The sequence below is a fragment of the Herminiimonas contaminans genome (assembly GCF_015645465.1).
Classification (GTDB): domain Bacteria; phylum Pseudomonadota; class Gammaproteobacteria; order Burkholderiales; family Burkholderiaceae_D; genus Oxalicibacterium; species Oxalicibacterium contaminans.
In genome coordinates, this window is sequence record NZ_JADOEL010000022.1 from 1 (window position 1) to 24,918 (window position 24,918).

The window sequence follows — 24,918 nt, forward strand, 5'->3', positions numbered from 1 at the left end:
TACTCTCCACGATGCTCGAGCACCATACGTACAGCGCGTTCACGCACTTCGGGGGAAAATTTGTTTTGCTTCTTCATGGCTCCATTTTCTCAGATGTTGGAGCCTCCACAAATCCCGGGGCGCTTCAGTAAAGCATATAAATCCACCTCTCAGTGGAATAAGCTTTGCGGAAAATCTGCAAACTACGAAGAATATTAATCAAGCGCTCTATGAGTTGGCAACTTGATTGCGAATTACTAGTTACTTGGAATGCGATTACTTGGCTATGTTCATGCGAATACTCAAGTGCTTGGCTGCTGGTTACAAAGATCAAATGAGCGGAGGTTCCTGCATCAGTGCTACTTGCTCGCGTAGTTCAAGGATTCTGTCTTGCCAATATCTGTTAGTGCCGAACCAAGGAAAGGCGATGATAAACGCGGGGTCATTCCACCGTCGAGCGATCCACGCACTGTAATGAATAAGGCGTAAAGTACGTAGCGCCTCAATGAGATGCAGCTCACGGTCATCAAACTCGCAGAACATCTCATAACCTCGCAGCACCGCAGCAAGTTGGTTACGAGCGTCTAACTCATTGCCTGATAGGAGCATCCAAATATCCTGAATGGCTGGCCCGGTACGGCTATCATCAAAGTCGACGAAATGAGGACCTTCGTCTGTCCAAAGAAGATTTCCAGGGTGACAATCGCCATGCAATCTCAATGTTTGGACATCGCCGGCGCGTTGATAGGCATGGCTCACACAATCAAGCGCTTGGTCGGCGACACTGATCCAAGCGGACCGCACGTCATCTGGCAACCAGTTGCCGGCAACAATCAAGTCGCGCGACTGAATGCCGAAACTCTGAATGTCGAGAGAGGGGCGAACCTTGTATTCGCAACATGCGCCAATTACGTGAATTCGCCCTAAGAAACGCCCTACCCATTCCAACGTCTCTATCCGCTCGAGTTCAGGCGTTCTTCCGCCCTGTTTTTCAAATAATGCGAAACGATGACCCGCCCAATGATGCAGCGTTTTTCCATTGAATATTATGGGAGGTACCACTGGAATTTCTTGCTCAGTGAGCTCAAGTGTAAATGCATGGTCTTCGAGGATAGCGTCATCGCTCCAGTTACCAGGGCGATAAAACTTAGCTATTTTTTGGCTGCCATCTTCTAGCCAAATTTGGTAAACACGATTTTCGAAACTGTTTAACTGTAATAGCCTGCCGTCGCAGCGGAATCCAAGACTTTCAATCGCGCTAAGCAAACACTCGGGTGTTAGAGTGACAAACGGAGTGTCGCTGTTCATATTGTTTCACTTCTACAGTTGCTTAAATATTTAGGCGGCGAAATGCACATTAAAACTATTGTATACAATAGTTTTAAATAACCAAATTACCTATCAATCCTTAAAACTATTGTAAGTTGACATCATATAACAATCCGGCAATGTGTTGTGGACCGATGCCGGGCCGCACTTTGTTGACTTCGACGATAGTCGTAGCGGACCAGCGATCCAGGATTTGTGGATGCTGCTATCTGGCGAGCGGCGCGATATGGTGCGGCAGTTGTCTGATTTGCTGGCAGGGTACGAAGACTTTGCCGAGTTTGATACACGCGAACTGCATTTGATCGAAGCCTTGCGCACCTTGCGCCTGATCCATTACGCCGCATGGCTGGCGCGGCGCTGGGATGATCCGGCGTTCCCGGTTGCTTTCCCCTGGTTTAACACGCAGCGGTACTGGCAAGACCGGATACTGGAATTGCGTGAGCAGGTCGCGCTGATGGATGAAGCGCCGTTGTGGACCAATTAGACGCCTGATGGATTCCATCTATATTTTTATCATTGTGGGCGGTATCGCCGCGGGTTTCGTGCAGGGCTTGTCGGGTTTTGCCTTCGGCATGACGGCCATGTCATTCTGGGCCTGGGGCATGGATCCGGTGATTGCCGCATCGCTGGCCGTATTCGGTGCGCTGACCGGGCAAATCATTGCGGCATTTACCGTAAAGCGCGGCTTCGACTGGCGGCTATTACTGCCTTTCTTTGTTGGTGGCGCTATCGGCATCCCGATAGGCGTGTTGCTGTTGCCGCAGTTGAATATGGATATGTTCAAGGCCATGCTGGGCGGCATATTGATCGTCTGGTGCCCATCCATGCTGTTTGTGTCCCGTTTTCCCAAGCTCAAACCGCAAGGGCCGGTCGCGGATGGCACTATCGGTTTGATCGGTGGTGTGATGAGCGGCTTTGGCGGTTTTGCCGGAATCGTGCCGACCTTGTGGTGCACGCTGCAGGGCATGGCCAAGGATAAGCAACGCGTGATTATTCAAAACTTCAATCTGGGCGCTTTGATATTCACGATGCTGGCGTATCTGTATAAGGGCATTATCACGGCCAGCATGCTGCCTTACTTCGCGGTGCTGGTGCCGGCGATGCTGATACCGTCCTTGCTCGGAGCCAGGCTGTATCATCGGATATCTGATGTCGCATTCCGCCGCCTGGTCCTGAGCCTGCTCACCTTGTCCGGTATCGCATTACTGAGTTCGTCCTTGCCCAAGCTGTTAGCCTAGAAGCCGGCCTTAATAAAAACCACCATAAAGAAGATGGTCTGATCTATGCGCAGCTTTCGTTGGTTATCCAGTTTTGCCCCTCAGCCGTCTGCAATAGGTACCGAACTGGGCCAGGCCAGGTTTCGCGTCCTGAACGTCACGCCCTTTTGTTTGTATCTCATCCTGGCCGCCCATTTTGAATGGCAGGCTGTACCGGCCAGCGTCGTCATCGGTGCCGCCGGGTACATCGCTTATGCCCTGATCTGGATAGCCGTCGTACGTTTCTCGCTCTTCAATGCCAATGTACGTCGCACACTGGCCACCGTACTCGACCAGGCTTTACCGGCGCTGGGTATGTATCTGGCTGGTTTCCTGGCGGGGCTGGTGGCATGGGTACCTGCGCTGGGTTCCATAGGCAACGGTTTACGCTTTGGCACACGCTACACCTGGTTGTCGTCGGTGGTCGGCGGCTCGTTGTTGAGTATTGCGTTTTATTTTTCAACAGACTGGCGTTCCATTCCGGGCGTTGCGACGGGTATCGTGTTGATCAATGTATTGGTGCCCTTGTATGTGGTGGTACTGGTCAAGCGGCTGGAGCAGGACAAGCAGGAGTTTGAACAACGCGCCGCGCATTTCGAAGAAGCGACCAAGCATGATCACCTGACCGGCTTATTGAACCGTGCCGGGTTTGCTGATGTATTCGATGATTTATTCAGGTCGCTCAAGTCGCGTATCGACGGCAAGGAAGTCAGCGCAGTCTTGCTGCTGGACCTCGACGGCTTCAAGGCGATCAATGACGGTTGCGGCCATGCAGCCGGCGATGAAACCTTGCAAAAGGTGGCGGTTGCGCTGACTGGCTGTGTACGTGCCTCGGACCGCGTGGCGCGCCTGGGCGGGGATGAGTTTGGTGTCCTGCTACGACATGTCAGCCAGCCGCAGGACGTTGATCTGGTGGCAGAGAAGATATTGGCGGCGATCGCCGAGGTGAGTGCGCCGCGCAGTGATTTGCGGCTGGGCGCCAGCATAGGGATATGCGTGTTGCCACATCCCGATTTGCAGACCTATGACGAGATACTGAAGGCAGCAGATCGCCTCATGTATGAAGCGAAAGCAAGCGGGAAAAAGCAATTCCGCAAAATGACGGCCTGATATCAATTGATATCGCCGTCCTTGCTTTAGATTTTTTGCGCGTTCTTCGTCAATGCATCCAGCTTGGCAATAACCTGATCCACATCGCTATCGCTGTTGGCGATCAGCACTGCATGCTCTATCGCATCATCCCGTTTGGTGCTGGCGAAATAGCCGAGCAGGTAATCACCATTTTCTGTCTTGGATACATTGCGGCTGTCGTCCTTGGCCAGGCGGCGCGCATACCAGACGGCATAACCATTCGACTCTTCGCAGCAATAGACCTCGGCTGAATGATGCGGACCGAGTGGATACTTTTCCGGATCGGTGTACCAGATGGTCTTGCGCCAGAGGTGATTCTTTTTTGATTCAGGGATAGGACTCATGTGCGTACTTGCTCCGGCTTGTTTCATCGTAAGGTCAGTGTAGTGCGGCTATTGTAGTGATATGTAGCCGCGGACAGGAATAGAAATACACACCTGTCAGCAAAAAATCAGATTTCGGGCGGATAGTGTGTCGCTGTCAGAGCTTGTTGTGCGCTCCCGGTGGCAGCTCTACATGCGGTGCAGTGCGGGCCAGCATCTCACGCAATTTTTTGTCTATGCGCGCATATTCCAGCTCGATCTCAGTCAGGCGCAAGCTGGCATCGCCAAGGATATTGTTCTTTGCCCGGATTTCCAGTTCACGACACAGGGCCGCCAGGGTGGTCGCCCCTATCGACGACGTACTGCCGCACAGGACATGCGCGAACTTGGCCACAGTCGGCGCATCGTTGGCGAGTATCGCTTCATGCAGGAAGACAAAACGCTTGGGGCTATCGGTCAGGAACAGATCCACCAGTTCGGCAAAGTCAGCGCCAAACATTTCCTGCGTGGCTTCCAGTTCATCATCATTACGTACCATGGAACGCTCCGTGGAGGCTGGCTTCAGCCAGCGGCTCAGCATGTCGCTCAGTGGGCGCATGCGTATCGGTTTAAAAATAAAGTCATCCATGCCGATCGCCAGGCAGGTATCGCGCTCGCTGCGGTTGACGCCTGATGACCAGCCTATGATGGGTACATGCTCGTCGCCGGTTTCCGCTGCGCGCAACAGGGCAGTAGTCTGGTAACCATCCATATTTGGCATCTGGCAATCCATCAGGATCAGGTCGTAGTTGCGGATGTGCACCATGCGCAGCGCCTGTTGCCCGTCACCTGCGGTATCGACCTGGCAACCGAAACGCGCCAGCATGCGCTCGGCAATTTGCAGGTTGACCGGATTGTCGTCGACTGCCAGTACCCGGGTATGGGTATATGCATGGGCGTTATCGGAGACTATGTATTCGGTATTCAGATGCACGCCTGCGCAGACGAAGCGCGGTGCATCTTTCTTGGCGATGCAGCTGCACAGCAGGCTCAGGGTATCGAGCAACATGGTTTGCTGCAGCGGCTTGGGCAGCCAGGCGGAGAAGCCGGCTTGCGCCAGGCGGTCGGCGTCATGTCTTGTATGTTCATCACTGACGAGTACGACCAGTGTGTCGCGGTACAAGGGAGAGCTGCCGATCGCGGTGCCCAGTGTTTCGCCATCAATGCCGGGGAGATTTTGATCGAATAGCGCGATGCGATACGGATCGCCTGCCAGCGCTGCGCTTTCCAGGGCTGCCAGTGCCACTTTGGGTACTTCAAAACCTTCGACGCGTGCACCGCGCTGCTGTAGCTCACGTACTACGTGGGTGCGTGTTTCGGTATGGGCGTCTATAAACAGCATGCGTATGTCGCCGAGCGAGCCCAGTGTCTGGGACGCTGACTGGTCTATGCCGAGATCGGTATTTGATTCGAGGAGCTGCCCTACATTCAGCAGCAGGCGGTCGGCGCTGCTTTGCGCCAGACGGATCATGTCGCGCTGATCCGGCGCGAGGTCGTTTTGCCGGATCATTTCGAGCGCACCGATGATACCGTTCATCTGGCTGTTGACCGTGCGTTGCAAGTCGTCGAGCAAACGCTCGTCCAACTGCGTATTAGTCAGTGTGCTGTTCTGGTGTTCCCGGCGGCGCGCGATACGCTGGCGTTGCGCCGGACTGATTTTTGTTGTTGTGAACGGCAGATATGAAGACATGGTTTCCCGACGGGTAGTCCTGCATCGTTAGCTGGGCCGGCCAAAGCTGGCTCCAGGCAAGAATATATCAAAGCGCGATCTCAAGCATAAACCTAAGTAAAAAGCCGCGCATCCCCTGTGTTGCTCCGTACTTTGAATTGCAAAAAACGCATTTTCTCATGTAGTCTTGCGAAAGTTATTTTCCGTGCGGAAATGCTATCGAAGGAAAAGATGCAATTGTCTGTGCCGGATCGGGGCCGGGACGCCACTGGCGTGCCGAGCATAGGGACTAAGTAGCCCACAACCGGCGGATGCACAGACATGTTTGGTAAAGCGAGCGCATTTGGTATGCGGTGGCATACCTGTGCGCTTTTTATTTAGCTGCTGCAAATAGGGGAAATGCATGTCCAACATTGCTGGAAAGGCATATGCCATGAACGTGATCACGCCGATCCGTTGGTATATGACTTGGATTAATAAGGTGATTTTCTGGGTGGCACTGAGAAAGCCAGCCACCCTCAAGGGTTTGATCACGCTGTCACTGATACATTACGCACGCTGGGTCATTATCGGCAAGAATCAGTTTCCGCATCTGGACGAGCGGCAGCCGAAAGAGAAGCTGAACTATGCGTATATGCTGTTCTTCAGTAATTTCAACGGTAGCTGGGCGCAATACGTCGACTCCTTCACGTTTGCCATTCCGAGCGGACTGGATCTGTTCTGGAAATGGAATATCCGCTATCCGAAGTCTGTCCCGCTGACGCCGTTCCACTCCTACATTCAATTCAACCAGGTCCAGACCGACCATTACTACAACGCCTATCCGATGGCAGCTGCGAATGACGTCAAGGCCGCGAAAACACTGAAGGCCGAACTGATCGCTTTCGACGCCAGCTACGGCAAGGCAGAACCAGAACAATTCCTGAAGCAATACAAGGCCTTGTTGCGCAGCCTGCAGCACGACCTCGGCGATATGCAACCGACGCCGATTGTCAGCCTGGCAGATCAGGCGAAGGGGGAATAAGCATGGGTAATGTCAGCAATAACGCGTATGCGATCACCTGCTTGTGCCCGATCCAGAAAGGCCATATCGGTGGCACCGCGTACAGCGATGAAGTGCGCCGTCGCCTGCAAGACTGGGGCCTGAATGAAATGAGCCCGATGGCCAAGGTGCCGCAAACTTATTTGTGCCGCTACTTTGTGCTCGATGATGTGTACTACGAATCCTTGCCCGGCACTGACTTCGGCGGTACCTGGTACGACTTCCTGTCCATCTTCTCTGATCGCTTCCGCCGCGCTGCACTGCCGGAAGAAGATCATCTGCAATCCAAGTACCTGGTCTGGTGCTGCAATATCCATGGCGACCCGGATACCTACCTGCGCGGCATGTGGAATGCCATCAGTGATGACATCCGTCACCTGTGGGGTTTCTGCTATGGCTTCGAGCATGTATCGGATGCCGATAGCTTTATTGCCTATATCAAGAAGTGTCAACTGACGGCCTCCCTGTTCTTCGTCGGCTCCAACGACGAGCCGCTGCCGGAGCAATTGAAGGGACTCTATCTGAAGCAGGAGTTCTCGCGCTTCGTGACTGAGCACCAGGGCTTGCCAGCGGCAGAATTACAGCAGGCATACCAGGCATTTATCCAGCGGGTTAATCCGACGAATTTGCAGGAGCCAACCTGGCTGCCCGGACAATCTACTTTACAAACACAATCGTAGAAGGATCTTCTTGTGAGCAAAGTTTTGGACTTGATGGATATCCAGGGCAACGTGATACGTGCCTATGGACGTTATAACTTTCCCTATGCACGTTATGTCTTCCTGAATATCCGCGACGGTGCACGCGGACGTGAATTCGTGCGCCTGGTGACCGAACAGGTCACGACAGCCGTGAATTGGGGGCAGGGACCGAACCCTATCGAAAAACCGATGTCGACTGTGAATGTCGCCTTCACTTATCCCGGGCTGAAGACGCTGGAATTACCACGTGCTTCGTTGATCGGCTTCCCTATGGAATTCGTGATGGGCATGAAGAAGCGCGTCGACATATTGGGCGATGACAAACGCAGCGCGCCCGAACATTGGGACCCGATCTGGAAAGAGAGCCGTGAGCGTGATCGTCATAAAGACGTGCATGTCTGGATCTCGATTAACGGCCAGTCTCGTGCCGCCATGCAGGAAAAATATGAATGGTTGCAAAAGATAGTGCATGACAGCGCCGGTGGCGTGGCCATCCTGTCCGGTCATCGTGGTGATGATGGTGCTGAACATTTGTCGTTCCAGGATGTGCATGCCGTATTTGAAGACGGCAAACCGACCAGCAAGGAACACTTCGGGTACACCGACGGCATTGGCGATCCGGTCTTTGAAGGTTTGCCGGGCAAGCCGGAGCGTGTGGTCGGCCGCGGCAAACAACTCAAGGGTGGCAAGTGGGCGCCACTGGCAACCGGTGAGTTCATCCTCGGTCATCGCGATGAAGCGGAAGAGTATCCGATCGCACCGGCACCGCAACTGTTATCGCGCAACGGTACTTTCATGGTGTATCGCAAGCTGCATGAAAACGTCGGTACCTTTAATTCCTATCTGGAGCAGGAAGGCGCGAAGTACCCGGGCGGCAAGGAGTTGTTGGCAGCGAAGTTCGTCGGACGCTGGCGCGATAACGGTGCGCCTATCGTATCGGCTCCGGATGCAGCCAGCAAGGCGCAATGGGATACCAGGTTTGCAGCGGCGACCCCGGCCGAGCGTGATCGTATGCTGAGCGGCTTTACTTTCGATGACGATATGGATGGGGCTAAATGCCCGTTCAGTTCGCATTTGCGACGCATCAATCCACGTGCATCACTGGAGCTGACGCCGAATGCATTTGATACACCGGGTGCGCTGGCGAATCGCCGTCGCGTGATACGACGTGGCTTGCCGTATGGTGAGGTGAAGGATCCGGCACGTGATGATGGCAACCACGGCATCGTCATCATGATGATTAATGCCAGCATCAACCGCCAGTTTGAATTCGTGCAGCAGCAGTGGATTAACTATGGCAATGATTTCCGCGCAGCCAATGACAAGGAAATCATCCTCGGCAACCATGATGATGAGCAGCCGAGCAAGGCGGTATTGCAGGTTCCGGCAGATAGTGACGAAGCACCGTACTTCCTGTCCAAGATTCCACGCCTGGTGGAAACGCGTGGCGGCGATTACTTCTTCATCCCGAGCATGACGGCATTGCGCATGATCGCGAAAGGTATCGTCGATCCGACTTGATACAGACGCATGCAAGCAAAAGGGAAGCCTGCCGGCTTCCCTTTTTTATTTCGGCGATGACGTGCTGGCTCAAATGTCCCAGCTGGCCGGTTCCTTGCGTGCTACTTTGTTGTACTCGTGGCGGAAGGTGGAAATCGCGTCATAGACAATTTTGCGTGCACGGTTGATGCCGCCTAGCGGACGGTGCGCGGGCAGGCTATGCCACGGTGTGTAGGACAGGTTCTCGCCAAAGACGCGCTGTGCTTCGCTGTCGAATTCCTGTTGCAGTATGCGTATCGTCGCGACCTTGCGGAATGGCGACTCGCTTTCCTTCCATTCCTTGCCCGGATCCTCGATCGGCATATTGTCGGCATTGGTTTGCAGCTGTACGGTGAAGTCAAACAGTGCTTCACCTTGTGCCAGCTGGCGCACCATGGCCTGGCGCAGATAGTCCGGTCCCGGATCAGACGGCAGCGGATCAGGATTGCGCACGTGCGGAATGGCTGAATACTTGACGGCGGTATTGCCGAATAAATAAGGCGTGGTGCTCCAGTAGCGCATTTGCAGTGGATTGGCGAACTTCTTCAGTGAAGTCACCAGATTCCAGATCACGCGCCAATGCGTGGCGAAGAAAAAAATCTTGGAAAGGATGCTGCCGGTCATCGCTTTGATCAGCGCGTCGAATTCCTCGACATTCTTGGTTACGAAGACATTGGTGCTGATGACGATGAAATCCTGGGTTTGTTCGTGACGTTCGCTCTCCAGCAATTTGTCGCCGGGGACGCCCATCAGTTTGATCGCCATGCCGCGGATATCGCGTGCCTTGTCGGCCTGTATCGTGCCGTCCTGATTGGAGTAACGGATCCATGCCTGATAGGTGCGCGCTTCGGCAAATATGCCGACACGCAATTCGGCCGGCAGGTCGGCTTCGACAGTGAATTCAGCTTTGACCACGCCGTGCATTTTGGGGTGCGCATCGCGGCGCATGATGCCGGTGGGATTGTCGCGAATGATTTTGGCTTTGAGGCGGGCGGCGAGGTCGGCGGTGTATTGGGCTTCCCCGGCCGGTATGGTTTCTTGCGCGAGCGTGTTGTCTGACATAAATTAATTGTAGATTTGATACCACATCATGGCCGCGCACTATAGGTTTCAGCTATATTACGCGGGGCGGTTGAGCAAAGTACAGTTGCCTATCATTAACTGTAATTAATATTTTTGCAAGACGAAGTGGCACCCTTTGTCGCCAAATTGCGATGAAACCGGAGCATCAAATTAAATTCCCACAGCAATCTGCCTGGTCACCTTTACCGAAGCGCGCAAGCCAGACGCAAGTCGGTTTGCACCGCACGATGTTTTTCCGTGCGTTGCCGATTGCGGGTGAGCCCGGCGCCGAACATGGCGAGCTTCCGGCCTATGACCTGAATGCTGCCTTGCACTTATTCGTCGCCCTGATCAAGGGTTTGAGCGAGGTGCATAAACGCGTCGATCTGCATCAGGCAGTGTGTCTGGCCAATCTGCGCTTGCTGCAGGATGGTTCGGTGGAGTTCCGCAACGACGCCACAGTACCGCTGGCGTATAGCTCGCCGGAACAAACCGGGCGCATGAATCGCCAGGTTGATTACCGCAGCGATTACTACTCACTTGGCATCGTGCTGTACGAACTCTTGAGTGGGCATTTGCCGTTCGAGTCGGATAGTGTGATGGAGCTGGTGTATAGCCATATCGCGAAGAAGCCGCTACCACCGAGTCGCTTCAATCCGGCGATTCCGGATGCGGTCGGCAATATCGTGCTCAAGCTGCTGGCCAAGAATGCCGAAGACCGCTATCAAAGCCTGGAAGGCTTGCTCAGCGATATAGAGCGATGCCGTACTGCCTTGCAGGAAAGCGAGACTATTCAGTCTTTTCCATTGGCGCAGCAAGATGTTTGCGACCGTCTGCAGATTTCACAAAAGCTATATGGCCGTGAGTACGAATATGCGCGCCTGCTGAGCGCGTTCAAGAACGTCACGGCCGGTACCGCCGAGCTGGTGCTGGTCACCGGTTACTCCGGCGTCGGCAAGTCTTCGCTGGTGAATGAAATCCACAAACCGGTGGTGGCGCAGGGCGGCTACTTCATCTCGGGTAAATTCGACCAGTTCAAACGCACCATTCCGTACTCGGCTTTCAACCAGGCTTTCCGTGAATTGATGCGGCAAATCCTGACCGAAAGCGAAAGCCGGATTGCCGAGTGGCGCGCCAAGCTATTGAAGGCGCTGGGGCCGAACGGGCAACTGATTATTGATGCGATTCCGGAGCTGGAATTCATCATCGGCAAGCAACCGCAAGTGCCTTTGCCAAGTGCTACGCGGAATAGCTTTAATTATGTGATGCAGAACTTCGTCAGCGTGTTTACGCGCGTCGAGCATCCTATCGTCTTATTCCTCGATGACTTGCAATGGGCCGATGCCGCATCGCTCAAACTCATCAGTTTGCTGATGCGCAACCTGAACGATCCCTGCCTGCTGTTGATAGGTGCATACCGCAGTAACGAAGTCGATATCGCGCATCCGCTGAATCTGACGCTGGACCTGATCCGCAAGGAAGCGAACGTCACCACCATAGAGCTGAATGCCCTGACTGATCTCAGCATCCTTGAGATGGTGGCAGACACCTTGCAGTGTGAAGAGGCCGAAGCAGTTTCGCTGGCGAGCCTGATTTATCGCAAGACGCTGGGCAATCCCTTCTTCATAGGCCAATTCATCAAGAGCCTCAACAGTGATGGCTTCCTGTTCTTTGAGCATGGTCACTGGCGCTGGAATATCGCGCAGATCGAAGAACTTAACATTACTGATAACGTTGTCGACCTGCTGACGAAAGAATTGCGACGCCTGCCGGAACCTACGCAACGCCTGTTGACGATCGCGGCCTGCATAGGCAGTCGCTTTGATTTGCAGACACTGGAAACCGTCAGCCAGCGTTCCAAGCAGGAGATAGGTGAACTGCTGCACGATGCGATCCAGACTGGCCTGGTTTTACCCGCAGAACATACGGTGGCGGCGACAGCGCTGGTTTCATATGTCTATCAATTCCGCCACGATAAAGTGCAGCAGGCCGCATATGAAGGCATAGCCAAATACGAAGCCGATGCCATCCATCTGGAAATCGGGCGTTTGCTGCTGAATAGCCTGAGCGAAGAAGAAAAAGAAGAATCCATCTTTGAACTGGTCGATCATCTGAACCAGGGACGCTCTTTGCTGACGCTGCAATGCGAGAAAGAGAAGCTGGCAGAACTGAATCTGCAGGCAGCAAAGAAAGCACGCAAATCGGCGGCATTCGATGTACATCGTGATTGCATTGATATTGCCGGTGAGTTCGGCAGTGTACATATCTGGCGTGAGAAGCAGGTCTTCATGCATGAGCTATACATGGAGAAGATCAATGCAGCGTTTGCGCGTGCTGACTACAAGGAAATGGAAAAGCTGTGCCAGATCGTATGCCAGCACAGTGAAACCCCGGGCGAAATCATCGCCGCCAAGAATTACCTGATCCGTTGTTACGGTGCGATCTACAAGCCGCAAGAGCTGATGAAGACCGGCATAGAGATGCTGGAAATCGCCGGCATCAAAATCCCGCCCAACCTGAGCGAGCGGGACATCCTGCTGGCGCGCATGAAGTTGAAAGTGGCGCTGCGTGGCCGTGACCCGCTGGAGCTGGAACACCTGCCGCGTGCGACTGATCCGGTCTATCTGCTGCAGCTGCACGCGACCATGGCCTTTCTCGGTTATGGCTTCACGTATCTGGCTGGTTCCAATACCGTGCTGTGGGTGGCATTGGAAATGGTCAGGCGCTCCATACATTATGGTTCTTCACCGAACTGTGCGTATGCGTATGCAGTGTGGGGCCGTACGCTGGTCGGCAAGCTGGGCAAGATTGCAGAAGGCTACAAATTCGGCAAGGTAGCTGCCCAATTGGGTGGGGAAAATATATCGCTGGGCGCGGCCGGGATTTTCCACGGCATCATCCGCCATCACCGCGAACATCTGCGGCTGTCGCTGGAACCCTTGATGGATATCTACGTCAAGGCGATGGAAACCGGCGACCGTCCGGGTGCGATGGTGGCCTTGTCATTCTCCGATGCGATACGTTTCCAGTCGGGCGGCAATGTGCAGGAAGCCTTGCAGACCATACGCAAGGATCTCGATATCTATCGCAAGATGGATTACGCCGCTTTGCTCGGCGTCATGATTCCGTGGGCCTTGCTGTTTTCGCGCCTGGTGGGTGAGTCGATTGCCGATATCACGCAAGGGCGGGACCAGGAAGACTATGTGCAGTCGCGCAAGAATGCTGCTGATCCGTGGAGTATTTTCTATGTGCGTACGATACAGGCTATAGGCGAATATTATTTCGGTGAATTCGTCAAAGCGCGCATACATGCAGCGGAAGCGATGGAATTGCCCGGCTTCCATTTCGGCACGCCGTCATCTGCCTTCCTGATGTGGGTGTATTCATTGTCGGAGCTGGCCTTGTGCCGCCCTTATGACGCGCACTCATCGGCAACGCTGGCACGGGTCAAGGTGTGGCAACGCCGTTTCAAGGACTGGGCCGAGCATGCGCCGATGAACTATCGCCATAAATGGCAGCTGGTCGAAGCGGAGCGTTATCGCGTCAGTGACAAGAACAGGCTGGCTGAACAAGCATATGAACTGGCGATTACCGGTGCGCGCAAATATGGCTTCATTAACGATGAAGCTCTGGCACACGAATTGACCGGCAAGTTTTATCTCAGCCAGGGCAAGGACATCAACGCCCGCATGCACCTGGAACAGGCGCATGCACGCTATGAAGAGTGGGGTGCTTTGGCCAAAGCGATGCAGATGGAAGAGGCGTATCCGATCCTGCTGGCGCGTGTGATTTCACGACGTCGGGAAAATAGCCGCGACATGGAAGTGGCACGTGAACGGCAGGTCGATATCCAAACCGTCATCAAGGCTTCGCAAACCTTGTCCGGTGAAATCCAGCTCGACAAATTGCTCTCCAAGCTCATGCGTCTGCTGATCGAAAATGCGGGCGCGCAAAAAGGTGCGCTGCTATTGATGGAGCAAGGGCGCTTGTTTATCCAGGCTGAAGTCAGTGCTGACGGCACCATCGTCGTACAACAGGGCCTGCCTTTGGAAAAAAGTACAACGCTGGGCCTGGCTGTCATCAACTATGTGAAACGCACGCACGGCAACATCGTGCTGGGCGATGCGGCGAACGATAGTCAATTCAATGGCGATCCTTATATAGAACGCGAACGGCCGAAATCCATACTGTGCTTGCCGCTGCAAAAGCAGGGCCAACTGGTCGGTGTGATGTATATGGAAAATAATCTGGCGGTCGACGCCTTTACGCCGGAACACACTGAGCTATTACAAATCCTGTCGACGCAAATTGCGATTTCACTTGAAAACGCCGGTTTGTATAACGACCTCGAACAAAAAATCGAAGCACGTACGCAAGCACTCAGCCTGAAGAATACCGAGCTGCACGACACGCTGAACTCCCTGCGGCGTACGCAGAAGCAATTGGTGGAATCAGCCAAGCTGGCTTCGCTGGGGCAACTGGTGGCTGGGGTCGCGCATGAAATCAACACGCCGCTAGGCGTCGGTGTGACCGGCGCATCTACCCTGGCAGAAGAAACCAGCCGCTTGCAATCGCTATTCCAGAGCGGCGCGATGAAGCGCTCTGACCTCGATGCTTACGTCGGCACGGCAGGCACCATCAGCAAATTGCTGTTGTCGAATATGGAGCGTGCGGCGACGCTGATCCAAAGCTTCAAGGATGTGGCGGTGGATCAAACCAGCGAGGAGCGACGTACCTTCTTCCTCAAGGCTTACATCGATGAAATCCTGTCCAACCTGAGTCCTATGCTGCGGCGCTCCGAGCATAGGATGACCGTAAGTTGCGATGAGACGATAGAAGTGGATACCTATCCGGGTGCGCTGTCGCAAGTCATTACCAATCTGGTGATGAATACCTTGCTGCATGCGTTTGCCGAACAGGCCCAGGGCGAAATCCAGATCATCGTGCGCAGCGTGTGTGAAGACGGACGGGAAACCGATATGCTCGAACTCAGCCTGTCCGATAACGGCAAAGGCATTCCGCCGGAAAACCTGGTCAAGATCTTTGATCCCTTCTTTACGACCATGCGCGGACGTGGTGGCAGCGGCCTCGGTTTGAATATCGTGCATAACCTGGTGACCGGTACCTTGCAAGGGCAGATCAGTGTCGAGAGCAAACTGGATCTGGGCACGGCGTTCATTGTGCGTTTTCCGCGCAATCCGGTCGAAGTCGCTGACGAAACGGTAAAAGGCGACGCCGCAAATGACAGGGCAGGGACGCGCGATGTTTGACGACTTTTCATTTGCCCCGGAAAAAGAAGGCGGTAGCACTGATGGCGGCCTGCCGTGGAAGATCCTGATCGCGGACGACGAAGAAGAAGTGCATCAGGTCACGGCGGTAGCCATGATAGACGTACGCTTCAAGGGACGTCCGCTGGAATTCCTGCATGCCTACTCGGCAGCCGAAGCACGCCAGGTATTGATGCAGCATCCCGACACGGCCATCATTCTGCTGGATGTCGTGATGGAAGAAGAGGACGCCGGGCTGCAGCTGGTGCGTCAGATCCGTGAAGAAATGCGCAACCGCAGCCTGCGTATAGTCTTGCGCACCGGCCAGCCGGGGCAGGCACCGGAACGGGATGTGGTAATTGATTACGACATCAATGACTACAAGGCCAAGACTGAGCTGACACGACAAAAACTATTGACCTGCATTATCTCGGCGCTGCGTTCCTACGAAGATATCCTGCTGCTGGAAAAAGGCCGTAACGGCCTCGAACATGTCGTGAATGCGGCTTCGGCTTTCTTGCAGACGCCGTCCGAACAGGCATTTGCGATGCAAATCCTGAAACAGCTGAACCTGCTGATTCAGCATCCGCTGGATGGCATTGTGATGCGACGTCCGTTGGGCAGTGACGGCATGGTGGTCGTGACCTCGGTCGGCAAGATCATACGCACCGAGCCAGCCGTACTGGAAACCGTGCAGACGGTGCTCGCTGCACAAAAAAATATATATAGTGACCAGCATATCGCCCTGTATATCCAGACCCTTAATGATGCCAATGAATATGTCATCTGGTGTCCGTTGCAGCGTGCCCTGTCCGAGATCGAGCATAAACTGATAGACGTGCTGTGCACGAATATTGCCGCTGGCCTGGCCAACGTACAGCTTTACGAATCGCTGCTCAATCTGAGTCGCAACCTCGAACAACAAGTGGTGGAACGTACACGCGACTTATCGATCGCCAAGGATGAGGCGGAGTCTGCCAACCGCGCGAAATCTGAATTCCTGGCCGTCATGAGCCACGAAATCCGCACGCCTATGAATGGCATGCTGGGCATGATGCAACTGGCGCTGGCTGAGACCTCGGACCGCACGCAGCGCGAACATCTGGAGACCGCGCAGTATTCTGCGGAAGCCTTGCTCAGCATACTGAATGACATCCTGGATTTTTCCAAGCTGGAGTCAGGCAATTTGCAATTTGAAGCGGCGCAGTTCGATTTGCACAAAACCATGGATAGCGTGATCAACCTGATGGCGTCGCGTACCTGCGATGCTTCGCTGTCGCTGGTGGTCGAATGCCCGGCCGAGATTCCGCGCCTGCTGGTCGGTGATGCAAATCGCTTGCGCCAGGTTTTGCTCAACCTGATTAACAATGCACTTAAATTTACTGAGCAGGGTGGGGTAACGCTGAAGGTAGAGTTGCTGAACCAGAGCGTGAGTCAGGCGCGCGTGCGCTTTACCGTGATCGATAGCGGCATAGGCATAGCGCCGGATGCGCAGGCGCGTTTGTTCCAGGCCTTCTCGCAAGCCGACAATTCCATTTCACGGCGCTTTGGTGGTACCGGCCTCGGTTTGTCCATTTGCAAAAAAATCGTCGACATGCAAGGTGGCAGCATAGGTGTGCACAGTACCGAAGGCCAGGGCAGTCAGTTCTGGTTCGAACTGCAGTTCGGCATAGGCGACGAAACCGAAGTGGTGGCAGAAGTATTGGTGGCCCCGGCCAAAAACACGCGTCAACTGCACATCCTGCTGGCTGAAGATAATGAGATCAACCAGAAAGTCGCGGCGACCTTGCTGAAGAAGGCTGGTCATACCGTGGAAATCGCACAAAACGGGCTGGAAGCAGTGCAGGCGGTGCAAAACGGTGTATTCGATGTCGTACTGATGGATATGCACATGCCGGAAATGGATGGGCTGGCGGCTACCCGCGCCATCCGCAATATGCCGGGACCGGCGGCGACTTTGCCCATCGTCGCGTTGACAGCTGCTGGCGCATTGTCAGATATACAAATATGTATGGATGCCGGGATGAATTACTTCCTGGTGAAACCTTTCCGCATGGAGCGCCTCAGTAGCATCCTGCATGAGCTGTCGATGGCACAGCGCTAGGTAGTTTTGTTTGAGTTAGCAGCCGTTTCTGATCGATTATGCGGCTGTTAACGCATGATTTTCCCCTCGTTTGCCATTGCATATCGCCGAAATGGCTCGGCTTTCCCCCTCTTTTTCCAGCCTGATTTGCCAGCCATCCCTTGATAATGCTTATTAAGAAATTCCGGCGTAAACATACGAAAACAGCCGGAAACCTTATACAAACGGGGATCCATGATGGAAATGAACCAGGCACTGCGTAAAAATCTTTCACTGCAAGCGACGGCTGCAGAGAACGACGACGTCATAGACAGCACTATAGATGTGCCGAAAAGTGGCGCACGTGTCGGCGGCATGGATCTCAAGGCGATACGTGAAGCGATTGCACGGGTGGAAGCGGAAGCCAAGGCGACCGTAACAGCTGAAAACCGCGCCTATGCTGAAGCGCATGCCCGTTCGCTGGCCGAAGACCGCGTACAGACCGATGCCGCAGCCATCGCCGAAGCCAATAAACATGCACGTGCAGCCGAGGAAGCCATCGCTGCCAGCCGCGCCCGCCTGGAAGCGGAGCGCCAGGCACGTGCCGCAAGTGAAGCGCGCACCATCGCCGTCAACAAGGAAATCGCTGAACTGCGTGCTCGCACGGAAGCCGATACCCAATTGGGCATCATCGCCATAGGCCGCGCCAAGGCAGAACAACTGGCGCGCAAGCGTACCGTCGAACAAATCGCCGAAGAAAGTGAACTGAGCGCACGCGCAGCCGCTGCGGCTGAAAAACTCGCGCAAGAAACTGAAGACATGCGTCGCCAGGTAGCGGAACGTATTTCCGCCACTGAAATAGCAACCCGTGCCGCACAGGAAGATGCGGAAGAGCGCGCCCGCCTGGAGTCGCGTGTAGCGGAGCTGGCACGTGAACATGCACGCCGCGAAAAGCTGGCGCTGGAAACCAATAAATCGCTGCTCAGCACACGTCGTGATGCGGTCATTCTGAGCCAGCAACGCGAAGAAGCCGACAGCAAAGCGCTGGCCACCATGCTCAGCCGCGTACCGGCAGAAGTCCGTGCCCGTGAAGAAGCACTCTCACGTGCGGCGACCGAGCAGGAACAACACAACATCGCGCAAGCCCGTCTCGAATCCGAGCAACGTGCACTGGAAGCGATCCAGATGCGTATGCAAGCCGAAACCGAAATGCAAGCGGCGGCAGCACGTCGTGAACACGTCGAAAAAATGGCGGCAGTGGCAGCCCAGTCGCGCCGTGAAGCGGAAGAACGCATCCGTGTTGCGACCGAAGCGCGTATCCAGGTTGAAAAAGAATTGCAGAACTCCGCTGTTGCTCGCGTAGAAGCCGAGCATCAGGCAGATGAACAGGTGCGTGCGCGCATCGCAGTAGAAGCGCGCGGTGAAGAAGAAGCACGCCAACGCGAAATCGCAGAGCAACAGGCGGTAGCCGCTGCTCGTGTACGTACCGAAGAAGAACTGCGTGCGCGTGAACTGGCCGAGCAGCGCGTCGCGATGGAACGTGCAGCAGCGTCGATGGCAGCAGCGCGTGCAGCGTCTGAAAAGGTCGCACTTGATCGCGCCGCAGAACGCCTGAACCTGCAACAACAATTGGCAGAAACCGCGTCGCAGAAAGCGGAAGAAGCGCTGGCTTTGGCGAATGCTGAACGTGAGCGTGCTGAAGCTGAGCAAGTTGCGCTGGCAGCCGTGCAAGCGAAGAAACAGGCGGCAGCGGCCGTTGCTGCCAGCATCGCGGCGAATGCAGAAGCGGATCAGGAACAAGCCACCTTGCTGCGTCTGAAAGAAGAAGCGGAGCAGCAAAACCTGTCCGCCAAGGAAGCTGAAAGTGCAGCCATCAAGCTGACGCTGGAGCAAACCGTAGCCGAAGCCAACCACAAACGTGCAGCGGCAGACGCTGCGCTGGCAAAAGCACATGAAGCAGTGAAACTGAGCAAGTTGCAGGAACAACGTCTGCAGGACGAACAAAAAGCGCTGCAAGTCATGCAGGAAAAGCTGGCAGCTGAACGTGCGCACGCGGATGCAGTACAGCAGGAACTGCTCAGCCATCGCCAAAGAATTGCAAAAGAACAGGTCGCAAAAGCAGCATCTGAAGCACGCGACCGCGCAAATCAGGAAAGCGCAGCCCTGCTGGAAGCGCAGGCGCAAGCTGACCAGGAATTGCGCGCCGCCCATGAAGCGGAACAAATGGCGCAACAGCATGCATTGGCACAAACCAAGGCGCAAATAGAGATGCAGCGCAAGGCAGCTCGTGCCGAGCTGGAAAAAACCCGTCAGATGGTAGAGCTGACACGCGCTGAACGCGAACGTGCCGAAGCTGAAGAACTGGCCGTGCAGGCGCTGGAAGAAAAGCGCCAGATCGAAGCCGCTGCGCAAGCGGAAGCAGAAGCACGTACAGCAGCAGAACTGCAGAACATGGAAATGCTGCGTGCACGTGAACTGGAAGAGCGAAAAATTCGTGAGGCCAGCGAAGTGGAATGCGCTGCCACCCGCACCGCGCTGGAGCAAACCAAGGCACGCGCCGAATTCCAGCAAGCCGCCGCAATGGCATCCGAGCAGCGCGCAGCGCAGGCGCTGGAACTGGCACAGCAAGAGCAGGCACGCAGCGCCGCCGAGCAGCAAGCGCTGGCAGCGATGCAGCAAAAGCTGGCGCTGGAACAAAAAGCACGGGTAGAAGCGGAAGCACGCATCCTGCTCGAACACGAGCAAGCGCATACCTTGCAAGCACGTAGCGCAGCGGAAGAGGCATTGCGTGCATCCAGCGCTGTGCGCCTGGCCGCAGAAAAACAAACACTGGAAGCTGCCGAGCAACAGGCTGAGCTGCAGCGCAAGGCAGCGGCCGCTGCTGAAGTAAAAGCGCAGCAGGCACAGGAACTGGCGAAGACAGAACGCGAGCGCGCCAATCTCGAGCAGCAGGCGATGAACGCGATCGAGAAGAAATTGCAAGCCGAGCAGCAACGGGCACAAGCAGCTGCGTCCTTGCTGCAAGCAACACAGGAAAAAATGCAGGCCGAGCAGGCTGCGCTGGCAGCAGCCGAAGCACGCGCGCGTGCCGAACAGGAGCAAACCAGCATCCTGCGTAGCCGTGAACAGGTACAAGCGGCATTGCGTGCTGCGACAGAAGCCGCGATTGCGGCCGAGCAGGAAGCACTGGAAAAGGAGACGCAACAAGCTGAAGCACAACGCCTCCTGAGCGAGCTGGCAGAACGCAAGGCGCAAGAAGCCCATGAGCTGGCAGAAATCGAAGCACAACGCGTCAGCGCCGAACAACTGGCGCTGGAACTGCTGCAGGAACAACAGCAACTGGAATTGCAAAAAGCAGAAGCCAGCGAAATCGCGCTGACCGCGATGCAAGAAAAGCTGCAAGCCGAACAACGTGCCTGCACCGAAGCCGAACAAGCAGCGATTACAGAACTGGAAGTAGCCGAACTGGCGCAGCAGCGTCTGGCAGCAGAAACCGAAGCGCGCCTGGCACAGGAAGCACAACTGGAAGCTGAACGCATGGCGCTCAGCTATGCACAGGAACAGGCAAAGTCGGCTGCTGCTGCGCTGGAACTGTCGAAAATCAATCAGGCCCGCCTGGAACGCGAACAAACTGAAGCACAAGCAGTGGCGCATGAACTGCTGCAACGTATCAGCACCCAGGGCGAGCAAAACGAAGAATGGCGCATGCGTGCCGAGGCAGTACTGGCAGAATCCATGGTTGCCTTGCCGGTCAAATCACGCGCTGGTGCGTGGATGGCGGTAGCGGCAGGCTTTGCCCTCTGTGCCGGCCTCGCAGTGTGGGCGGTACAGGGAAATGGCTTGCAAATGCTGGGTGCCAAACCTGTGGCGGCACATACTGTAGCTGCGCCACTGGCCAGCAACGCGGTGGCAGAAGTGGCGGCACCGGTCGCCAACCTGCAAATGTCGTATGCGTTGACCGCGCTGCCTGCGGCACCGACCAAGTAATTTCTTGAAAACAGGCGCAGGAATATAAAGCGGCACAGCTAGTACGGGGAGAGTCAGGGGAGGAGGGGAGATACAGCCGTATGCTGTATCTCCTTTTTTATTGGCGAGTACCATACCTGGCGGCATTCTCTGCCGTGCTTGCAGCTGTAAATTAGTAGCGCTAAATCGCCACACAGCCCGAAATTGAGCATCATCCCGTCCAAACTCCCGTTAACGTAGTCAGGCAGCCACATTTCCTTATAGCAATCGATAGTGGAAGCTGAGCGGTTTGTCGTACTATATCGGCTGTGCGCATTTACCCCACAACCATAATAAGGAAAACCATGTTCTTTGCGTCGCGTCGCATCCCTCATTCAGGCCTACGCCACGCGTTGAGCCGTGCCCTCGTCTCTATCGGTTTTATTGCAGGTTTTTATGCTTCTTCGGCGATTGCTGATGAGTTGTCGGATGTGTCCCAGTTATTGCGCGCCGGCCAGCATGCACAGGCGTTAACGAAGGCCGATGCCTTCCTTAGCAAGAATCCGCGTGATGCGCAGATGCGCTTCCTGAAAGGCGTGATCCTGACCGAGCAAAACAAGTCGGCAGAAGCGATCACGATTTTCACCAAGTTGACTGAAGATTACCCTACGTTGCCAGAGCCATATAACAACCTGGCGGTGCTGTACGCGTCCAGTGGCCAATACGACAAGGCACGTACCGCGCTGGATATGGCGATACGTACCAACCCGACTTACGCCACTGCGTATGAAAACCTGGGTGACGTACATGCTAAATTGGCAAGCCAGGCATATGACAAGGCTTTGCAACTCGATAACAACAATACCGCAGCTAAATCCAAGCTGACGATGGTGCGTACTCTGGTCGGTAATACCACAGGCGGCACCAATCCTAAAGTTGCAGTAGTGGCGGCAGCACCGACTCCGGCACCAGCGCCAGTGCGTGCGGAACCGGTGAAGCCGGAGCCTGCTCCTAAGCCGGTAGTCAAGGAAACACCTAAGGTAGAAGCCAAGCCGGAAGTGAAGCCTGATCATAAGGCTGAGCAATTAGCAGAACAAAAAGCAGCTCAACTGGCCGCGCAAAAAGCCGCCCAGAAAGCAGAAGCAGACGCCAAGCGTGAAGCCAAGGCCAAAGCGAATGCGGCTGCCGAAGCTGAGCGCGAACAAGTCATGAGCGCGGTGAACGCATGGGCCAAAGCCTGGAGCGCACGTGATGTGAAGGCTTATCTGAATGCCTATGCCAGCGACTTTGTTTTGCCACCAGGCCAGTCGCGCAAGGACTGGGCAGATGAGCGTCGTGCCCGGATTGAAGACAAGGGCCGCATCAGCGTGAAGATAGAAACACCGCAAGTCACCGTCAGCGGCAACACAGCTACTGTAAAATTCCGTCAGATTTACGATTCTGATCGTACCAAAGCCAATAGCCGCAAAACCCTGGTCATGACCAGGCAAGGCAATAAATGGCATATCAAGCAGGAGCGTTCGGGTAGCTGATGGTTTGTTTGTGCACACAATTGCGATTTATCGCACGTCGTATCGGATATAAGGCAAGTAGTTCTGCTTTAGGCTTGGTAGTCGCCGCCAGTGTTATGGCGACACCGGCCTGGGCCAATGGCAGCAAGCCAGGCGTACCGGCGCGCCTTGATCCGGAAATCATGCTGATCGATGTTTACAAGGCATTGGCGGCAAATCGTTTGCGTGATGCACAAGCCAAAGCGGATGCATTGGTGGCGGCTTATCCTACCTTCCGTCTCGGCCATCTGGTGCGCGGCGATCTGTTGTTGTTGCACACACGTCCTATCAAAACCTTTGGCGCCGCACCGAATGCACCAGCCGACAAGCTGGATAATTTGCGTGATGAAGCGATCGTCCGCCTGAAGTCGCTGCGCGAACGTCCGGACCCGGACATGATTCCGCGCGCCATCCTGCAAATGCGTGAAGACCAGAAGAATATTCTGCTGGTTGATGCCAAGCGCTCGCGCCTGTATGTCTATCAACGTGCCAACGGTCAATTCAAACTGACCAGCGACTACTACATTAGCCAGGGCCGGCTGGGAGTTAACAAATTCAAGGAAGGCGACCAAAAGACGCCGCTGGGTGTGTACTACATCACAGCACGTTTGCCGGGCGCACGTCTGCCGGAGTTCTACGGTCCGGGTGCATTGCCTATTAATTATCCGAACGAATGGGATAAGGCGAATGGCCGTAGCGGTTCCGGGATCTGGTTGCACGGGACACCGTCCGATAGTTACAGCCGTCCACCGCTGTCATCCGATGGTTGCGTGGTGTTGACGAATCCTGATCTGAAGGAGTTGTCTGCTTCGGTCGAGATCGGCAATACACCGGTCATCATTAGTGAAGACCTGAAGTTCGTCAGCAAGGCGAAATGGGAAGCGGATAAACAGGCTGCCAACAAGATGCTTGAAAGCTGGCGTGCTGATCTGGAAACCACTAATCCTGAATTGCTGCGCCGTCATTATTCGCGCAATTTTAAAGCGATGCGTGGACAGAATCTGAACAATTGGCTGGATAAAGTGCAGCAATCAAATCTGGGTGCGCGCAAAATCAGCGTGAACTTGCGTGATGTGACACTGTTCCGTTATCCGGATCAGAAAGACCAGAAAGAATTAATCGTTGCTGCTTTCACGCAGGAAGCGACGATAGGCAAGGGCAAGCACGTTACGCGCAAACGCCAGTACTGGGCGAAAGAAGGCGCGCAATGGAAGATTGTTTCCGAAGTTAATCTCTGATCTTCATTTTGTTGTCCTGCTGAATTAAATACAGATGCAATACTTGCATCTGTCATCACACTTCCCCCCGTATCACTCTGCAAACGCCAGGCCTTAGCGTCTGGCGGCAGAGCTCTGTCTTCATACATCTTTACAATTGTAAAAGACTATTTCCCTCGTGGATTTTACGCAGGCGATCTATATAGTGATTCCATGACGAAGCGATTATTGAAACCAAATCTGGTTTCCGCGACGGATAAAAGGAAACGCTATGTTGCACAAGAAACTGATCGGTATTGCCCTGATAGCGACTGCTGCAGTGTCGACCACTGCCTTTGCAGACAATCGTGGCGTCAACACGGCACTCGGTGCTGTGGTCGGTGCCGTCATCGGTAACAGCATAGGTGGACAGGATGCAGCGATCGTCGGCGGTGTACTCGGTGCGGTAGTCGGCGCGAGTGCTTCTTCCGGCCATCGTGATGATCGTTACTACGGTCGTCAGCCACAAGCGTATTACCAGCCGCAGCAACAACATTACTATCGCCCGGCACCGGTGTATCAACGCCCTTACTATCGCGACGGCTACGCCCAGCGTGATGCGTATCGCGGCCAGTATTACCGTGGCAATGAGCGACGTGTGGACTACGAACCGTATGGACGTGATTACTATCGTCGCTAAGTCGTAGAAATAAATGCAGGCAGCGGCGTACCCGATAGCGCCGCTGTAAGCTAAAGCAAGGATGGCTTTTCAGTAGCACTTCCATGCGAGCGAGATAAATATCGGACTGAGGGCAAAGGCGACACATA

The 24,918-nt window shown here is 54.8% G+C and carries 15 protein-coding genes and 1 pseudogene; 12 read left to right on the forward strand and 4 right to left on the reverse strand.

The window, feature by feature from the left end:
• Nucleotides 1-309 precede the first annotated feature (309 nt).
• The gene (locus IXC47_RS18105) at nucleotides 310-1,287 is read right to left on the reverse strand and encodes a serine/threonine protein kinase (protein ID WP_195876600.1); all 978 of its coding nucleotides are present in this window, start codon (nucleotides 1,285-1,287) and stop codon (nucleotides 310-312) included.
• Nucleotides 1,288-1,423: 136 nt separating this feature from the next.
• Here IXC47_RS18105 and IXC47_RS18110 point away from each other — a divergent pair.
• From IXC47_RS18110 to IXC47_RS18120, 3 genes and pseudogenes are all read left to right on the forward strand, one after another.
• Nucleotides 1,424-1,792 (forward strand): annotated as a pseudogene (locus tag IXC47_RS18110) (serine/threonine protein kinase); the annotation flags it as partial.
• A gap of 7 nt (nucleotides 1,793-1,799) precedes the next feature.
• Nucleotides 1,800-2,546, forward strand: coding sequence for a sulfite exporter TauE/SafE family protein (locus IXC47_RS18115; RefSeq protein ID WP_195876601.1), 747 nt, complete (start codon nucleotides 1,800-1,802; stop codon nucleotides 2,544-2,546).
• Nucleotides 2,547-2,591: 45 nt separating this feature from the next.
• Nucleotides 2,592-3,674 (forward strand): GGDEF domain-containing protein, encoded by a 1,083-nt coding sequence (locus tag IXC47_RS18120; RefSeq protein ID WP_175625319.1) that lies wholly within the window; start codon nucleotides 2,592-2,594, stop codon nucleotides 3,672-3,674.
• Between the two features lie 26 nt (nucleotides 3,675-3,700).
• Here IXC47_RS18120 and IXC47_RS18125 read toward each other — a convergent pair whose 3' ends face one another.
• The gene (locus tag IXC47_RS18125; RefSeq protein ID WP_175626055.1) at nucleotides 3,701-4,039 is read right to left on the reverse strand and encodes a hypothetical protein; all 339 of its coding nucleotides are present in this window, start codon (nucleotides 4,037-4,039) and stop codon (nucleotides 3,701-3,703) included.
• A 136-nt stretch (nucleotides 4,040-4,175) separates the two neighbouring features.
• Nucleotides 4,176-5,747, reverse strand: a complete 1,572-nt coding sequence (locus IXC47_RS18130; RefSeq protein WP_230089645.1) for a response regulator — start codon at nucleotides 5,745-5,747, stop codon at nucleotides 4,176-4,178.
• 382 nt (nucleotides 5,748-6,129) lie between these two features.
• Here IXC47_RS18130 and IXC47_RS18135 point away from each other — a divergent pair, with 382 nt between their 5' ends.
• The 3 genes from IXC47_RS18135 to IXC47_RS18145 are packed head-to-tail and all read left to right on the forward strand — an operon-like array spanning nucleotide 6,130 to nucleotide 8,990.
• Nucleotides 6,130-6,750, forward strand: coding sequence for a hypothetical protein (locus tag IXC47_RS18135; protein WP_175625320.1), 621 nt, complete (start codon nucleotides 6,130-6,132; stop codon nucleotides 6,748-6,750).
• A gap of 2 nt (nucleotides 6,751-6,752) precedes the next feature.
• A complete protein-coding gene (locus IXC47_RS18140; protein ID WP_195876602.1) occupies nucleotides 6,753-7,448 on the forward strand; it encodes a hypothetical protein in 696 nt (231 codons plus the stop codon).
• Nucleotides 7,449-7,460: 12 nt separating this feature from the next.
• Nucleotides 7,461-8,990, forward strand: a complete 1,530-nt coding sequence (locus IXC47_RS18145) for a Dyp-type peroxidase (protein WP_195876603.1) — start codon at nucleotides 7,461-7,463, stop codon at nucleotides 8,988-8,990.
• Between the two features lie 69 nt (nucleotides 8,991-9,059).
• Here IXC47_RS18145 and IXC47_RS18150 read toward each other — a convergent pair whose 3' ends face one another.
• The gene (locus IXC47_RS18150; protein WP_195876604.1) at nucleotides 9,060-10,070 is read right to left on the reverse strand and encodes a catalase family protein; all 1,011 of its coding nucleotides are present in this window, start codon (nucleotides 10,068-10,070) and stop codon (nucleotides 9,060-9,062) included.
• Nucleotides 10,071-10,222: 152 nt separating this feature from the next.
• On the opposite strand from IXC47_RS18150, the gene IXC47_RS18155 reads away from it, so the two are divergent.
• The 6 genes from IXC47_RS18155 to IXC47_RS18180 all read left to right on the forward strand — a co-directional run bounded on the left by IXC47_RS18155 (nucleotide 10,223) and on the right by IXC47_RS18180 (nucleotide 24,790).
• Nucleotides 10,223-15,340 (forward strand): trifunctional serine/threonine-protein kinase/ATP-binding protein/sensor histidine kinase, encoded by a 5,118-nt coding sequence (locus IXC47_RS18155; RefSeq protein WP_230089646.1) that lies wholly within the window; start codon nucleotides 10,223-10,225, stop codon nucleotides 15,338-15,340.
• Nucleotides 15,333-17,441: a hybrid sensor histidine kinase/response regulator gene (locus IXC47_RS18160; RefSeq protein WP_195876605.1), complete on the forward strand. Its 2,109-nt coding sequence runs from the start codon at nucleotides 15,333-15,335 to the stop codon at nucleotides 17,439-17,441. Before IXC47_RS18155 ends, IXC47_RS18160 begins: the two co-directional genes overlap by 8 nt.
• A 213-nt stretch (nucleotides 17,442-17,654) precedes the next feature.
• Nucleotides 17,655-21,386, forward strand: a complete 3,732-nt coding sequence (locus IXC47_RS18165; protein WP_230089647.1) for a hypothetical protein — start codon at nucleotides 17,655-17,657, stop codon at nucleotides 21,384-21,386.
• Between the two features lie 323 nt (nucleotides 21,387-21,709).
• Nucleotides 21,710-22,876, forward strand: a complete 1,167-nt coding sequence (locus IXC47_RS18170; protein WP_195876606.1) for a nuclear transport factor 2 family protein — start codon at nucleotides 21,710-21,712, stop codon at nucleotides 22,874-22,876.
• Between the two features lie 95 nt (nucleotides 22,877-22,971).
• Nucleotides 22,972-24,132 (forward strand): L,D-transpeptidase family protein, encoded by a 1,161-nt coding sequence (locus tag IXC47_RS18175; RefSeq protein ID WP_230089648.1) that lies wholly within the window; start codon nucleotides 22,972-22,974, stop codon nucleotides 24,130-24,132.
• A gap of 250 nt (nucleotides 24,133-24,382) precedes the next feature.
• Nucleotides 24,383-24,790: a glycine zipper 2TM domain-containing protein gene (locus IXC47_RS18180; RefSeq protein ID WP_175625327.1), complete on the forward strand. Its 408-nt coding sequence runs from the start codon at nucleotides 24,383-24,385 to the stop codon at nucleotides 24,788-24,790.
• The last annotated feature ends 128 nt before the right edge of the window (nucleotides 24,791-24,918 follow it).

What these genes read in the sequence shown, in the direction of transcription:
- IXC47_RS18105 (WP_195876600.1), bottom strand. Translation starts at nt 1,287, where the DNA reads ATGAACAGCGACACTCCGTTTGTCACTCTAACACCCGAGTGTTTGCTT.
- IXC47_RS18115 (WP_195876601.1), top strand. Translation starts at nt 1,800, where the DNA reads ATGGATTCCATCTATATTTTTATCATTGTGGGCGGTATCGCCGCGGGT.
- IXC47_RS18120 (WP_175625319.1), top strand. Translation starts at nt 2,592, where the DNA reads ATGCGCAGCTTTCGTTGGTTATCCAGTTTTGCCCCTCAGCCGTCTGCA.
- IXC47_RS18125 (WP_175626055.1), bottom strand. Translation starts at nt 4,039, where the DNA reads ATGAGTCCTATCCCTGAATCAAAAAAGAATCACCTCTGGCGCAAGACC.
- IXC47_RS18130 (WP_230089645.1), bottom strand. Translation starts at nt 5,747, where the DNA reads ATGTCTTCATATCTGCCGTTCACAACAACAAAAATCAGTCCGGCGCAA.
- IXC47_RS18135 (WP_175625320.1), top strand. Translation starts at nt 6,130, where the DNA reads ATGTCCAACATTGCTGGAAAGGCATATGCCATGAACGTGATCACGCCG.
- IXC47_RS18140 (WP_195876602.1), top strand. Translation starts at nt 6,753, where the DNA reads ATGGGTAATGTCAGCAATAACGCGTATGCGATCACCTGCTTGTGCCCG.
- IXC47_RS18150 (WP_195876604.1), bottom strand. Translation starts at nt 10,070, where the DNA reads ATGTCAGACAACACGCTCGCGCAAGAAACCATACCGGCCGGGGAAGCC.
- IXC47_RS18155 (WP_230089646.1), top strand. Translation starts at nt 10,223, where the DNA reads ATGAAACCGGAGCATCAAATTAAATTCCCACAGCAATCTGCCTGGTCA.
- IXC47_RS18160 (WP_195876605.1), top strand. Translation starts at nt 15,333, where the DNA reads ATGTTTGACGACTTTTCATTTGCCCCGGAAAAAGAAGGCGGTAGCACT.
- IXC47_RS18165 (WP_230089647.1), top strand. Translation starts at nt 17,655, where the DNA reads ATGATGGAAATGAACCAGGCACTGCGTAAAAATCTTTCACTGCAAGCG.
- IXC47_RS18170 (WP_195876606.1), top strand. Translation starts at nt 21,710, where the DNA reads ATGTTCTTTGCGTCGCGTCGCATCCCTCATTCAGGCCTACGCCACGCG.
- IXC47_RS18175 (WP_230089648.1), top strand. Translation starts at nt 22,972, where the DNA reads ATGGCGACACCGGCCTGGGCCAATGGCAGCAAGCCAGGCGTACCGGCG.
- IXC47_RS18180 (WP_175625327.1), top strand. Translation starts at nt 24,383, where the DNA reads ATGTTGCACAAGAAACTGATCGGTATTGCCCTGATAGCGACTGCTGCA.